This is a genomic window from Streptomyces palmae (assembly GCF_004684805.1).
GTDB classification, from domain to species: Bacteria; Actinomycetota; Actinomycetes; order Streptomycetales; family Streptomycetaceae; genus Streptomyces; species Streptomyces palmae.
Window position 1 is genome coordinate 1 of the sequence record NZ_SRID01000179.1, and the last position, 13636, is coordinate 13636.

12 protein-coding genes are annotated in these 13636 nt (G+C 73.3%); 6 read left to right on the forward strand and 6 right to left on the reverse strand.

The window, feature by feature from the left end; all coding sequences use genetic code 11:
• Positions 1-43 precede the first annotated feature (43 nt).
• Positions 44-1021: a GTPase Era gene (gene era / locus E4099_RS18825; protein ID WP_135340264.1), complete on the forward strand. Its 978-nt coding sequence runs from the start codon at positions 44-46 to the stop codon at positions 1019-1021.
• Between the two features lie 55 nt (positions 1022-1076).
• Here the strand turns inward: era and E4099_RS18830 are convergent, their stop codons facing one another.
• On the reverse strand, positions 1077-1343 hold the full coding sequence (locus E4099_RS18830) for a protealysin inhibitor emfourin (RefSeq protein ID WP_135340265.1): 267 nt from the start codon (positions 1341-1343) through the stop codon (positions 1077-1079).
• A 258-nt stretch (positions 1344-1601) separates the two neighbouring features.
• Positions 1602-2657: a M4 family metallopeptidase gene (locus tag E4099_RS18835; protein ID WP_135340266.1), complete on the reverse strand. Its 1056-nt coding sequence runs from the start codon at positions 2655-2657 to the stop codon at positions 1602-1604.
• Between the two features lie 291 nt (positions 2658-2948).
• On the opposite strand from E4099_RS18835, the gene leuA reads away from it, so the two are divergent.
• Together leuA and E4099_RS18845 are read left to right on the forward strand one after the other, a co-directional pair.
• Positions 2949-4727, forward strand: a complete 1779-nt coding sequence (leuA, locus tag E4099_RS18840; RefSeq protein ID WP_135340267.1) for a 2-isopropylmalate synthase — start codon at positions 2949-2951, stop codon at positions 4725-4727.
• 174 nt (positions 4728-4901) lie between these two features.
• Positions 4902-5651, forward strand: coding sequence for a TerB family tellurite resistance protein (locus E4099_RS18845; RefSeq protein ID WP_135340268.1), 750 nt, complete (start codon positions 4902-4904; stop codon positions 5649-5651).
• A gap of 53 nt (positions 5652-5704) precedes the next feature.
• On the opposite strand, the gene E4099_RS18850 is transcribed toward E4099_RS18845, so the two are convergent.
• Positions 5705-6100 (reverse strand): hypothetical protein, encoded by a 396-nt coding sequence (locus E4099_RS18850; RefSeq protein WP_135340269.1) that lies wholly within the window; start codon positions 6098-6100, stop codon positions 5705-5707.
• Between the two features lie 227 nt (positions 6101-6327).
• Positions 6328-7575, reverse strand: a complete 1248-nt coding sequence (locus E4099_RS18855; protein WP_135340270.1) for a glycoside hydrolase family 18 protein — start codon at positions 7573-7575, stop codon at positions 6328-6330.
• 295 nt (positions 7576-7870) lie between these two features.
• Between E4099_RS18855 and E4099_RS18860 the strand changes: the two genes are divergently transcribed.
• Complete coding sequence (locus tag E4099_RS18860; RefSeq protein ID WP_135340271.1) at positions 7871-9619, forward strand: ABC-F family ATP-binding cassette domain-containing protein; 1749 nt, start codon at positions 7871-7873, stop codon at positions 9617-9619.
• A gap of 14 nt (positions 9620-9633) precedes the next feature.
• Here E4099_RS18860 and E4099_RS18865 read toward each other — a convergent pair whose 3' ends face one another.
• On the reverse strand, positions 9634-10080 hold the full coding sequence (locus E4099_RS18865) for a hypothetical protein (RefSeq protein ID WP_135340272.1): 447 nt from the start codon (positions 10078-10080) through the stop codon (positions 9634-9636).
• Positions 10081-10090: 10 nt separating this feature from the next.
• The gene (locus E4099_RS18870) at positions 10091-10882 is read right to left on the reverse strand and encodes a hypothetical protein (RefSeq protein ID WP_135340273.1); all 792 of its coding nucleotides are present in this window, start codon (positions 10880-10882) and stop codon (positions 10091-10093) included.
• 190 nt (positions 10883-11072) lie between these two features.
• Here E4099_RS18870 and E4099_RS18875 point away from each other — a divergent pair, with 190 nt between their 5' ends.
• Both E4099_RS18875 and E4099_RS18880 read left to right on the forward strand, forming a co-directional pair.
• Complete coding sequence (locus tag E4099_RS18875; protein WP_245244985.1) at positions 11073-11864, forward strand: Crp/Fnr family transcriptional regulator; 792 nt, start codon at positions 11073-11075, stop codon at positions 11862-11864.
• A 315-nt stretch (positions 11865-12179) separates the two neighbouring features.
• Positions 12180-13636: ATP-binding protein (locus E4099_RS18880; RefSeq protein WP_135340274.1), on the forward strand; the 1457-nt coding region annotated here is incomplete at its 3' end.

The window sequence follows — 13636 nt, forward strand, 5'->3', positions numbered from 1 at the left end:
GGTCTGGTCGGTCGGGGCGGCGGGATCGGGGAGAATGGGCGGCATGACAGCTCCTGCCTCCACCCCCCGGGGCCCGCACCGCGCGGGCTTCGCGTGCTTCGTCGGCCGCCCCAACGCGGGCAAGTCGACCCTGACCAACGCCCTGGTGGGGACGAAGGTGGCGATCACCTCCAACCGTCCGCAGACCACCCGGCACACCGTGCGGGGCATCGTGCACCGGCCCGACGCACAGCTGGTGCTGGTGGACACGCCCGGTCTGCACAAGCCGCGCACCCTGCTGGGCGAGCGGCTGAACGACGTCGTCCGCACCACCTGGGCCGAGGTGGACGTGATCGGTTTCTGTCTGCCCGCCGACCAGAAGCTCGGCCCGGGTGACCGCTACATCGCCACCGAGCTGGCCGGCATCAAGAAGACCCCCAAGATCGCCATCGTCACCAAGACCGACCTGGTCGACTCCAAGCGGCTCGCCGAGCAGCTGATCGCGGTGGACCGGCTCGGCAAGGAGCTGGGCATCGAGTGGGCGGAGATCATCCCGGTGTCGGCCGTCGACGCGGAGACGGCGGGCGGCGGTGCCTCGGCCGAGCGCGCCGGCCAGGTCGGGCTGCTGGCGGACCTGCTGATCCCGCTGCTGCCGGAGAGCCCGCCGCTCTACCCCGAGGGCGATCTGACCGACGAGCCGGAGCAGGTCATGGTCGCGGAACTGATCCGGGAGGCCGCCCTGGAGGGCGTGCGGGACGAGCTTCCGCACTCCATCGCGGTGGTGGTGGAGGAGATGCTGCCGCGCGAGGGCCGCCCCGCCGACCGCCCGCTGCTGGACATCCACGCCAATGTCTACATCGAGCGGCCCAGCCAGAAGGGGATCATCATCGGCCCCAAGGGCCAGCGGCTCAAGGAGGTCGGCACCAAGTCCCGCAAGCACATCGAGGCGCTGCTGGGCACGCCGGTCTTCCTGGACCTGCACGTCAAGGTGGCCAAGGACTGGCAGCGCGACCCCAAGCAGCTGCGCAAGCTGGGCTTCTGACCGCAGCGGGCCAGGCCGGAGCAGCCGGACCGGGACGCCGCCCGGCCCGGCCCTCTCAGGCGCCCTGTTTGAGCACCGTGCGGACCAGCTCGCGCTGGGCGTCGCTGAGCCGCGGGTCGGCGCAGTGGGTGGTGCGGCCGTCCACCGTGATCTCGTAGCGGAAGCCGTCGGGTACGCCCCGGGAGCCGGCGCCGGCACTGGTCTCCACCGCGAGGTGGGCCAGGGCCTCCAGGTGCTTGGCGTCCGGGCGGCCGGCGGTGTCCAGCTCGGCCCGACGCTCGATACCGGCGAATCCGCCGGAGCGGGTCACACAGATACGCATGGCCCCATCCTTCCCCGCTCCGGCGGTCCGCGCAGCCCCCCGTCCGGGACACGGCGGCCGAGGGGCCCGGTTTCGGCCCCCGGAAGCCCCCGGGGTACGCGCCCGGCCCGGCCGCAGCCGGCAGGGCGGCGGACCGGCGGCCGGAGAGCCGCGCCCCGGCGGTCAACGGCCGACCGCGGACATCGGCCACCCTGGTCACCGGCCACCTCTGGCCATCGGCCGACAGCCTCGCCACCGGCCACCCGTGCTCCTCCTCGGTCAGCCGAGGTCCACGCCCACGCCCGTCCACGCGTCGCGGACGGCCTTGCGCTCGTCCCCGTCGCCGTAGCGGCTCTCCGCGGCGGCGAGGGTCAGCCGGGCGAAGTCGGCGAAGTCCGCGTCGGAGGCCAGCTCGCCGCCGGTGAGCACGTCGTACCAGATCTGCCCGGCGCGCTCCCATGCCTGGCCGCCCAGCTCGGTGGCGAGCAGGTAGAAGGCGTGGTTGGGGATGCCGGAGTTGATGTGCACTCCGCCGTTGTCCTGGCTGCTCTCGACGTAGTCGTCCATGTGGGCGGGCTGCGGGTCCTTGCCCAGTACGTCGTCGTCGTAGGCGGTGCCCGGCGCCTTCAGGGAGCGCAGCGCCACCCCGGTGACGTCCGGCGCGAGGAGCCCGGCGCCGATCAGCCAGTCGGCCTGGTCGGCCGTCTGGGTGAGCGAGTACTGCTTGATCAGCGAGCCGAAGACATCGGAGACGGACTCGTTGAGGGCGCCGGACTGGCCGTAGTACTCCAGGTTGGCGGTGTACTGGGTGACGCCGTGGGTGAGCTCGTGGCCGATGACGTCCACCGGAAGGGTGAAGTCCAGGAAGATCTCGCCGTCGCCGTCACCGAAGACCATCCGCTCGCCGTCCCAGAAGGCGTTGTTGTAGCCCTCCCCGTAGTGGACGGTGGCGTCCAGCGGCAGGCCGGCGCCGTCGATGGAGTTGCGCTGGTACACCTTCAGGTAGAGCTCGAAGGTGGCGCCCAGGCCGGCGTGCGCGCGGTTGACGGTGGCGTCCTGGGACGGGCCGTCGCCCTCGTCGTGCACCTTCTCGCCGGGCAGGGTCTCGGTGTGCTGGGCGTCGTAGATGGTGCGCTTGGGCTGCTCTTCGGCGTCGGCGCGACTGGTGGGGGCCAGGGTCCGGGCGGCGGTGAGGCGGCGCCGGGTGCGCTGGCGGGCGTCGTGCTCCAGGGTGCGGCGGGCGGGCAGATGCCGGGCGGGATCGTCGGAACGCGCCAGCTTGTCCAGCAGGTGGGGCGGCACGATCGTGCAGAAGACCGGGTTCATGGCATTCATATGACGCAATGTGGCACCGGATATGCGTACTGTCAGCATCCAGGTGAGTCATTGCTGATTTCGAGTGATTCCTCACGTCAGTGGGATGACTCGAAGCCCGTCCCGCATACTGAAACGACACGACCACCCCTCGGCCGCCTGCGTTAGGGTCTGTCCATCATGCGTTTCGGTCTGCTTCTCCTTAGCTGCCGCGGTGAGGGCCTGTAGTCGAGGCCGACCCCCTCCCCGCGGAGTCCGGTGTTGCCCACCGTCGGCCGTCGATGATCTTCGACAGCAGGAGCCACAGCGCAGATGAACGCCTCTTCCGAGCCCTCCGCGAACTCCGTCGGCCGCCCCACGCCCATCACCGCGGCGACCGTCACCCAGCGCCCCTCCCGGATGCCGATCCACAAGTACGGCCGGTACGAGGCCGTGGACATCCCCGACCGCACCTGGCCGGACCGGCGCATCACGGCCGCCCCCCGCTGGCTCTCCACCGACCTGCGGGACGGCAACCAGGCGCTGATCGACCCGATGTCACCGGCCCGCAAGCGGGAGATGTTCGACCTGCTGGTCCGCATGGGCTACAAGGAGATCGAGGTCGGCTTCCCCTCCTCCGGCCAGACCGACTTCGACTTCGTGCGCTCCATCATCGAAGAGGACGCGATCCCGGAGGACGTGACCATCTCGGTGCTGACCCAGGCGCGCGAGGAGCTGATCGAGCGCACCGTCGAATCGCTGCGCGGCGCGCACCGGGCGACCGTCCACCTGTACAACGCCACCGCCCCGGTCTTCCGCCGGGTGGTCTTCCGCGGCTCCCGGGAGCAGGTCAAGCAGATCGCGGTGGACGGCACCCGGCTGGTGATGGCGTACGCGGAGAAGATCCTGGACGACCGGACCGCCTTCGGCTACCAGTACAGCCCGGAGATCTTCACCGACACCGAGCTGGACTTCGCGCTGGAGGTCTGCGAGGGGGTGATGGACGTCTGGCAGCCCGAGGAGGGCCGCGAGATCATCCTCAACCTGCCCGCCACGGTGGAGCGCTCCACCCCCTCCACCCACGCCGACCGCTTCGAGTGGATGTCCCGCCACCTGTCCCGGCGGGAGTTCGTCTGCCTGTCGGCCCACCCGCACAACGACCGGGGGACCGCGGTGGCCGCCGCGGAGCTGGCCGTCATGGCGGGCGCGGACCGGGTCGAGGGCTGCCTGTTCGGACAGGGCGAGCGCACCGGCAACGTGGACCTGGTCACCCTGGGCATGAACCTGTTCAGCCAGGGCGTGGACCCGCAGATCGACTTCTCGCAGATCGACGAGATCCGCCGGACCGCCGAGTACTGCAACCAGATGGAGGTCCACCCGCGCCACCCCTACGCGGGCGACCTGGTCTACACCGCCTTCTCCGGCTCCCACCAGGACGCCATCAAGAAGGGCTTCGAGGCGATGGAGGCGGACGCCGCCGCCCGGGGCACCTCGGTGGACGAGATCGAGTGGGCGGTACCGTACCTGCCCATCGACCCCAAGGACGTGGGCCGCTCCTACGAGGCGGTCATCCGGGTCAACTCGCAGTCCGGCAAGGGCGGTATCGCCTACGTCCTGAAGAACGACCACAAGCTGGACCTGCCGCGCCGGATGCAGATCGAGTTCTCCAAGACGATTCAGGCCAAGACCGACGCCGAGGGCGGCGAGGTCACCCCGGCCCAGATCTGGTCCGTCTTCCAGGACGAATACCTGCCGAACCCGGACAACCCCTGGGGCAGGATCCAGCTGCGAACCGGTCAGACCACCACCGAGCAGGACGGTCTGGACACGCTCACCGTGCAGGCGGTGGTGGACGGCGCCGAGACCGTGCTGACCGGCTCCGGAAACGGTCCGATCTCCGCGTTCATCGACGCCCTGGCCGCCATCGGCGTGGACGCCCGGGTGCTGGACTACCAGGAGCACACGATGAGTGAGGGTGCCAGCGCACAGGCCGCCTCGTACATCGAGTGCGCGATCGACGGCAAGGTGCTGTGGGGCATCGGTATCGACGCCAACACCACCCGCTCCTCGCTCAAGGCCGTCGTCTCGGCGGTCAACCGAGCGGGCCGCTGACCCCACTCACCCGTACGGGGCCCCGACCGCCGCCCGGCGCCGGTCGGGGCCCCGACCTTTGGCCTGTTGTCTCCCTACGCGGTGCTGACGACACATATGCCATGTGGTTAACATCACGTTCACGCGACGACGCCGCCCTGTGGGTGCCCCCGTGCCCGAAGGGTCGCGGGAGTGATGGAGGTGCCCGGAGTGAACGCGCACAGCCCACGCGTAAGGGACCTGCGCGTGCTGGGGGTCCGCACCCTGTGGAAGACCGTGGGCGACGGAGAGTTCTACTGCCCCGGCTGCGGCGGGGACCGCAACTACGCCCGCCGCACCGGACGGCGGCACCTGGTGGTCCTGGGCCTGCCCCTGCTGCCCCGCGGCCATGTCGCCCCGGTGGTCGAGTGCACCTCCTGCCACCACCGCTTCGGCACCGAAGCCCTCGACCATCCCACCACCACCCGCTTCTCCGCGATGCTGCGGGACGCGGTGCACACCGTCACGCTGGCGGTCCTCGCCGCGGGCGGCACCGAGGCCCGACCGGTGCGGCAGGCAGCGGTCGGCGCGGTCCGGGCCGCCGGCTTCTCCGACTGCGACGAGGAGCAGCTGCTCACCCTGATCGCGGCGCTGGCCGCGGACACCGGGCGGCTGCCCGGCGCCCATGACGTACCCGCCCCGCTGGACCCGCCGCGCGAGACGCCCTGGGAGATGTACGCCGGCACCGCCCTGGCGATAGAACTGCACGAGGCCCTGGAACCGCTGGCCCCGCACCTGGCCCCGGCGGGCCGCGAGAACATCCTGCTCCAGGGCGCTCGCATCGCGGTCGCGGACGGACCGTACCGGCCGGCCGAGCGCGCGGTGCTGGAGACCGTCGGTCGGGCGCTCATGATCGGCCCCGAGGACACCGAACGCCTGCTGGCCACCACCCGCACCCCCTCCTGACCAGCGGTCCGACCGGTGCGGCGCATCGGTCGCCACCCGAGGGGCCGGGTCCGTCACCGGTGGGGCGCGGCGGTGGTCGGCAGACCGTGGACGGCTCCGACGGACTGCCAGTGGCCGTTGCGGCAGATGTACACCTCGTCGTCCTTGAGCCGCATGCGGTACGTGCCTTCCTGGGCGCAGGACTGCCCAGGCTTCGGGGGCGGCAGGGTGACACTGGTGGTCAGACGGGACGTCGGGGACGGAGCCGGCCCGCCCGCGGCGGGATCGCTCGGGGCACCGCTCGGCCGGGCGGCGGGGGCCGAGTGCGTGGGGGTGTCCCGGTCGGACGCGGGGGTCGTACCGCCTCCGGCGCAGGCCGTGAGGGCCAGCGCGGCGGCGCAGAGCATCAGGCCGGCGGCGGGCGCCGACAGCCGGGCGCGCCGCCCCCCGCGTCTGTCACTGTCGATCATGCGGGGACTGTATAGCCCGCGTCCCCACCGAAACAGCCCTTGCACGGTCGGTCCCCCTCGCACCGACGGTCGGTGCGACCGGGTCGACGGGTGGCGTGCGGCCCGGGGCGGTCCGGCCGTGCGGCGGGGGCGGGCCGCCGGCGCGGTCCGTTCGGCGGGTTCGATCCGTCCAGCGGGGCGGGCCGGGGGTTCGGTCCGTCCGACGGATGCGGGCCGTTCGGCGGATCTCAGAGGCGCCCCCATCCCTTCCGGTAGGCGGTCCAGTCCGCCTCCGTCGCCGCGAAGTCCACGTACAGCGCCACCCCGAACCGCCGCCGGTCCCGGTCCTCGCGGCCCAGCCCCAGGCGGGTTCCGCGGACCGCCGCGCGCACCGTCTCGGCCGAGGCGCGGTGGCCCGCGTCGTTCGTGTGGTAGGCGGGCAGTCCCATCAGCAGATCGGTGGTGGGCGGCGTCGCCTCCAGGGCCAGCGCCGTCTGGTGGGCCACATAGCCGCCGTACAGGCTCTCCCACGGCATGCCGGTGTCGTACGACATCACCGCGATCTGGTCCACCCGCCGGGCGACCTGGCCGAAGTAGTCCTGCGTCCAGAACCGGGGCCTCCCGGTGAACAGGCGGCTCACCCGGTGCTGCCCGGGCAGCGGGTTGATCTTGTGCGCCGCCACCGACAGCGGGGCCTTCCGGGATCGGGTGAGCGCCCGTACGTCGTCCAGCAGCGCCAGATAGTCCTGGTCACCGGTGTGCAGCGGCTCCAGGTCGAAGTGCACGCCCTCGAAGCCGGCGTCCAGCACCTGCCGGGCCGAGTCCTTGATCTCCCGCCGGACCCGGGGGTCCGACAGCCGCATGCCCTCCGGCCCCTCGGTGGCCAGCAGGTCGCCCAGCCAGGCCTGCACCCGTACGCCGGGCAACTCCCGGTGTACCGCGCGGATCAGCCAGTCGGAGTCGCGGTAGACGGCGGGCGGCAGGGTGCCGTCGTGCTCCAGCGGACCGGCGTGCACATACAGGTCCCGGATCCCGGTGCCCCGGATCCGCCGCACCAGGTCGGCCAGTTCCCGCTCGCCCTTGCGGCCGTCCACCCAGGCGTGCCCCAGCCAGACCGCGTCCTTGCCCCGAGTCCGGGTGCCCTCCTGGAGGTCGCCCGCGTACAGCAGGCGCAGCGCCACCCCGGCCGCGATCACCGGCACCACCAGCACCAGTACCAGTGCCAGCGCGATCCGCTTGGGCCACTTGAGCCGCGGACTGCGCCACCGCCGCACGACGGCACGCCAGGTCCCCCGACCGCCGCCCGCCGCGCGCGCTTCGTCCCTCGCGGATGGGGTGGAGGTGGTGGATGCGGTGGGCTCCGCCTCTACGGCGGTCTCCGCACGCTCGGCGCCGGTGGCTTCCGCCGCCTCCGCCTTCACCCGGGCGGCCGGTTCCTTCGGCGATCTCTCCGCCGGCTCGGCGTTCGGCCCCTGGCGTATCTTTCCATCGGTCATCGCGCCATCCTGCCTGTGCTGAGCCCCCAACACACGGCGTCGGAGCCGTAATCGGCTTGCCGGGGCGACCGCCGGCTCCTACGGTATGCCGCATGGGAACTCTGTGATCGCCGTGCGCGGGACCGCGTTGAGCACCGCTCCGCCGTCGCCGCGCCCCTCCGTGTGCCGGTACCCCCGCTGACCGTTCGGTCCCCAGGTACGCCCCGCGCGCGGAGTCATCGATCCTTTTCCGTCCGGCCGCCCCCGCATGCCAGGGATGCCGCGGCCGAATCCCAGGGGCACAGGGGGCATTCCCATGCACACCGCACAACTCACACTCCACGGCATCACCCAGCGCTACGACGAAAACCTGGTCCTGGACCAGGTGTCCCTCACCGTCCGGCCCGGGGAGAAGGTCGGCGTCATCGGGGACAACGGGTCGGGCAAGTCCACGCTGCTGCGCATCATCGCCGGGCGGCAGCGGCCCGACAACGGCGAGCTGACCGTGGTCGCGCCCGGCGGCACCGGCTATCTCGCCCAGACCCTGGAGCTGCCGCCCCAGGCCACCGTGCAGGACGCCGTCGACCTGGCACTGGCCGAACTGCGGGAACTCGAGGCGGCGATGCGCCGGGCCGAGGCCGAACTGGCCGGGGCGCCGGCCCGGCTGGACGCGGCGCTCGCCGAATACGCCGGGCTGGTGGCACGGTACGAGGCACGCGACGGCTACCAGGCCGACGCCAGGGTGGAACTCGCCCTGCACGGCCTGGGGCTGCCGGGCCTGGCCCGCGACCGGCGGCTGGGCACGCTGTCCGGCGGCGAGCGGTCCCGGCTGGCACTGGCCGCCACCCTGGCGGCCGACCCCGAACTGCTGCTGTTGGACGAGCCGACCAACCACCTGGACGACCAGGCCGTGAGCTGGCTGGAGGGCCATCTGCGCGCCCACCGGGGCACGGTCCTGGCGGTCACCCACGACCGGGTGTTCCTGGAGCGGCTCACCACCACCATCCTGGAGGTGGACGCCGGCCGGGTGACCCGCTACGGGGACGGCTACCCCGGCTACCTCTCCGCCAAGGCCGCCGAACGCCGCCGCCGGTTGCGGGAGTACGAGGAGTGGCGCGAGGAACTGGACCGCAACCGGCGGCTGTCCGAGTCCCAGGCGATCCGGCTGGACGGCATCCCGCGCAAGCTGCCGCTCGCGGTCTTCGGCCACGGGGGATTCCGCACCCGGGGGCGGGGGCACGGCGCGATGGTCCGCATCCGCAACGCCAAGGAACGGATCGAGCGCCTGACCGCCAACCCGGTCGCCCCACCGCCGGAGCCACTGGTCTTCACCGCGCGCATCGCCACCGCGGACACCGCGGAAGCGGTCCGCGAGCAGACTGTGTCCCCCGGTTCCGCCGGTTCCGCCGATTCCGACCCGGCCGGCGGCCCGGTGCCGACCGCCGAGGGAACGGGTCCCGCCACCCCAGCGCCCGCCGAACCTGTCGCCGAACTCCTCGGCGTACGGGTCGCCGACCGCCTCCGGGTGCCCGCCCTGCGCGTCCGGCCCGGCGAGCGGTTGCTGGTGACCGGCCCCAACGGCGCCGGCAAGAGCACCCTGCTGCGGGTGCTGGCCGGAGAACTGCCGCCGGACGAGGGCTCGGTACGGGTCCAGGGACGGGTGGGGCACCTGCGGCAGGAGGAGACTCCCTGGCCACCGGGGCTCACCGTGCCGCAGGCGTACGCCCTGGAGCGGGCGGGCGACCCGGCCGAGCACACCGAACGGCTGCTGTCGCTCGGCCTGTTCAGCCCCTCCGACCTGCGGCTGCGGGTGGGGGAGCTGTCGCACGGCCAGCGCCGCCGGATCGAGCTGGCCCGGCTGGTGACCGAACCGGTGGATCTGCTGCTGCTGGACGAGCCCACCAACCATCTGTCGCCCGCCCTGGTGGAGGAGATGGAGGCGGCCCTGGCCGACTACCCGGGTGCGCTGGTGATGGTCACCCACGACCGCCGCACCCGCTCCCGCTTCACCGGCACCCGGATCACCCTGGAGGAGGGCCGGATCACGGACCACCAGCCGGGGTGACCCGACGGCTCCGCTCACTCCGCTCCCGGCGCGGCCCCGTCCCGGTCACGTCGGTGGATGTGCAGGTCGCCCCCTTGTACGGCGAAGACCTCCGCGGAGTCGTGGGCGGTGTTCGTCTGGGTCAGGACGGGGGCCCGGCGGCCGTCCGGCAGGGCGCGCCCCACCTCGGCGGCCAGCCGGGCGAGGGGCTCGCGGCAGGTGGGATCGCTGCGCAGCAGCCCGGCCAGCTCCCGGGTCCAGAAGCCGTGCAGCGCCTGCCGGAGGTCGTCGGAGGGTGCGGTGGCGCGTACCAGGGTGGCGTTGCTGTCGAGTTGGGCTTCGATCGCCGTCCGGCGGCCCGGGGCGGCCCGCTGGAAGAGGCCGAGGACGGTGTCCCTGGTGCTCTGCCACAGCTCCGTGGCCATCGCCGCCACCACGGCCACGGCTCCCGCCTGGGCCAGGGCGGTCAGTTCATCGTTCACGGGCGCTCCCTCACGGCCGTCCGGTGATGTGGATGTTCGTCGTGCCGTTCTGCGTCGCGTAGACGACGCCGTTCCCCGAGGCCTTGTTGACCATCGTCGCCCGGCCGCCGGTCTGCCTGTCGCCGGTCCGCTTGCCGCCGTCGTCCCCTTCGCCGGCGGCCTGTTCGCGACCGGCCCGCTCGCCGGTGGCCTGGTCCCGGGTAGGTGAGGGTGGCGCGGCCGGGTGGCCGGGCAGATGGAGCCAGGCGTCCGCGGAGTGCTCCTTCTCGTTGATGGCGACCTCGCGGAAGGACTCCGGATCGATTCCTGGATAGCCGTGCCGAACCGTCTCGTCGTGGAAGTGCCGGGAGACGAGGAGCGCGACGGCGACGGATTCCGGGGCCCGCGCCAGGGCGGTCCGCAGCGGCGCCGCGTCGAGCAGCCTGGCGAGGACCTCCAGCGGGTAGCCGGTGACCTCGCCCGAGGGCCCGAGGCGGACGTCGCCGGCGTGCAGCGCCATCCGCACCCGGACCCGGGTCGACGGCCCCGCCATGCGGTTGTGGGCGGCGAGCCGGGCCGAGAGCTCGGGCACCAGGGGGTGGATCAGGGCCGCCTTCGGAACCCCGGGTGGCGGAACGACCCGGAACCCGTCCCCGAGGTCGTCCCGGAGACATGCCTCCCAGTCGATCCCGCCGCGCTCGAACGACGAACGGAGTGCCGCCGAGAGCACCTCGCGGATCCGCCAGAACGCCGCGTTGCCGCGGCCCGCCGAGTGCTCGATGTCCACGGCCAGCACGGACCTGTACGCCAACTCCGATTCCATACGCACCTCCTGGAGCGGGGCAGGGACGCCCAGTGTCCGGCCGCGCCCGTCGCCTCGGAACCCCTCGTGCCCCGCGACCAGCATGGCCCGGGACCGAGATCGACATCCCGTCGAATGATCGGATCCGCCCGACGGCCGCCGCTCCGCCGGCACCGGCACCGGCGAACACGGCGCCGGCGGGGTGCGGCAGGTGGACAATGGGGCCGGCGGTGAGTCCTGCGTGGGCGGGGGTGCGGCATCCATGGACGGCAGGAGTACGGACGGCAGGAGTACGGGCCTGGGCACGGGCGGTCGCAGGCCGCGGAACGCCTGGGCCTGGCCGCCGGCGAGCCTGCTCGGCGGCCTGCCTCCGGAGGGGCGGGACCGGCTGCTCGGCCTCGGCGCCCAGGTGCGGTACGAGGCGGACCGGGTGCTCATGCGGGAAGCGGAGGAGACCGGCTTCGTACTGGTCCTCCTCGACGGCGTGGTCAAGGCGACGGGACGCGCCCACGACGGCCGGGACGCCCTGCTGGCGGTCCGGATGGGCGGGGACCTGGTCGGCGAGTTCGCCGCGGTGGACGGCCGCCCCCGCTCCGCCACGGTCACCACCTGCGGGCCGGTCGCCGCCCGGATGGTCACCCGCGGCGACTTCCTCGACTGCGTGCGGCGGAACCCCGGCATCGCCCACGCGGTCAACACCTCCATCGTGACCAAACTCCGTGCCGCCAACACCCACCGCGTCGACTTCACCGGGTGCGACTCCTTCACCAGGCTGGCCCGGGTGCTCCACCAGATCGCGATGACCTACGGGGAGCGGTCCGGCCGCGGCGCGGTGATCCGCTGGCCGCTTACCCAGCCCGAGCTGGCCACCCTCTCCGGCGCCGCGGAGCCCACCGTGCACCGGGCGCTGCGCAGACTGCGCGACAGCGGCGTGGTGTCCACCGGCTACCGGACCATCAGGGTCGACGACCTCGCCCGCCTGGCCGGCCTCGCCTTCGACTGAGGGCGCGCCGGCCGGCGCCCGCGGCGAGGGGCGGATGAGATGTCCGTCCGGTGCGGCAGTTGTGCGGAAACCGTCGTTTGACGAGATCGGCGCCCACCCCGGTCGCTAGCGTCGAGGGAGGTCGTACTCCTCGCGACCGGGAGAGGCGGGAGCGACATGGCCGATGGGGCTGACGGAGCGGCGGCCGGTGCCGGCGGGAACGCTCCTGGCGGGGGCGGATCCCACGGGTACCGGATCGACATCGGGGGGAACGCCGCGGGGCCGGTGGTCGCGGGCGATCACAATGTGGTGATCGACGCGCGGCACGGTTCGACCGTGACCCTGCGGACCGAGCGGGAACGCCCCCGGCCGGTGCGCAGGGACCGGGTCGAGCTGCTGCCGCGGCGACTGCCCCAGCCGGTGGGCCGGGATGCCGAGTTCACCGCGCTGGCCGACGCCGTCCGGGCCGGTGGCCTTGTGCAGCTGTTCGGGCCGCCCGGGGTGGGCAAGAGCACGCTGTTGCGGTACGCGGCCCGCGCGATCGACCCGGGGCCGGACGGCGTGCTGTTCCTGACCGCCACCCACCGGGAGGTCGGCGATCTGGCCCAGGAGCTGTTCGAAGCCTGCTACACGGCCACGGACTACGCACCCTCGCCCGCCGAGCTGCGGCGGCTGATGGCCGGAGTGCGGATCACCGTCTACATGGACAACGCCGACCTGACCCACGAACAGCTCAGGGAACTCTCCGACGCGGCCCCGGACGCGACCTTCGTCTTCGCCGGCGAGGACCGCTCGCTGCTCGGCGAGGGCACCGCGCTGGAGGTGAGGGGCCTGGACCGCGAGGCCGGCCTGGCCCTGCTCGCCCGGGAACTGCGGCGCCCGCTGCGGGAGAGCGAGCTCCCGGTCGGCGACGACCTCTGGCGCGCCGCCCACGGCCGGCCCCTGCTGCTGCTCCGGGCCGCCGGGCTCGCCCGGTTCCACGCCTCAGGGGAATCGGAGCTGCCCAGGCCCGGGACGATCGCGGAACTGCTGCCGCTCCTCTTCGACCAGCTCGACACGGCGGCGATGAGCACCCTGCACCTCCTGGCCACGCTGGGGGACGCCGAGTTGGGGGCGCCCCACATCGGGGAGCTGACCGACGTGCCGGACCCGGACGCGCTCTGCGGTCGCCTGGCCGACCTCGGCCTGGCCGTGGTCTCGGAGACCGGGTACCGCTGCGCGCCGGACGTCGCGGGCGCGCTGCGGCAGAGGGTGTCCGAGCCCTTCTCCATCGAGCGGCTCTGCGACCATCTCACCCGCTGGGCGACCCAGCCGACGACGACACCGGCCCAGGTGGCCGCGTACAGCCGGGCCCTGGAGCGGGCGGCGGAGCTGGCCGAGTCGGCCGACCGCCCCGATCTGGCGGTACGGGTCACCCGGGCCGCCTCGCCCGCCCTGGCCCGCTCCCTGCGGTTCGGCGCCTGGGGCCGGCTGCTCGGTCGCGGCTGGGTCGCCGCCGAGCGTGCGGGCGACCGGAACGCCATGGCCTACTTCACCCATGAGGAAGGCATCCGCACCCTGCTGACCGGCCGGCGGGTCATCTCCGCGGTCCTGCTGGCCGAGGCCGTGGTGCTGTGGCGGCAGTTGGGCGACACCCACGGGGCACAGGCCGCGCTGCACGCCCAGCAGTACGCACCACCACCGCTGCCGCACACCGCCGCGCCGCCGGTGGCCCCGGACGCCGGAGGCTCCACCGCGACCGCCTCCGGCGCAGGCCACGGCACGGGGGGCCAGGCCCTCACGGGGGATGGGGG

What these genes read in the sequence shown, in the direction of transcription:
- E4099_RS18835 (WP_135340266.1), bottom strand. Translation starts at nt 2,657, where the DNA reads ATGAATGCCATGAACCCGGTCTTCTGCACGATCGTGCCGCCCCACCTG.
- E4099_RS18850 (WP_135340269.1), bottom strand. Translation starts at nt 6,100, where the DNA reads ATGATCGACAGTGACAGACGCGGGGGGCGGCGCGCCCGGCTGTCGGCG.
- leuA (WP_135340267.1), top strand. Translation starts at nt 2,949, where the DNA reads ATGAACGCCTCTTCCGAGCCCTCCGCGAACTCCGTCGGCCGCCCCACG.
- era (WP_135340264.1), top strand. Translation starts at nt 44, where the DNA reads ATGACAGCTCCTGCCTCCACCCCCCGGGGCCCGCACCGCGCGGGCTTC.
- E4099_RS18855 (WP_135340270.1), bottom strand. Translation starts at nt 7,575, where the DNA reads ATGACCGATGGAAAGATACGCCAGGGGCCGAACGCCGAGCCGGCGGAG.
- E4099_RS18870 (WP_135340273.1), bottom strand. Translation starts at nt 10,882, where the DNA reads ATGGAATCGGAGTTGGCGTACAGGTCCGTGCTGGCCGTGGACATCGAG.
- E4099_RS18830 (WP_135340265.1), bottom strand. Translation starts at nt 1,343, where the DNA reads ATGCGTATCTGTGTGACCCGCTCCGGCGGATTCGCCGGTATCGAGCGT.
- E4099_RS18845 (WP_135340268.1), top strand. Translation starts at nt 4,902, where the DNA reads ATGGAGGTGCCCGGAGTGAACGCGCACAGCCCACGCGTAAGGGACCTG.
- E4099_RS18860 (WP_135340271.1), top strand. Translation starts at nt 7,871, where the DNA reads ATGCACACCGCACAACTCACACTCCACGGCATCACCCAGCGCTACGAC.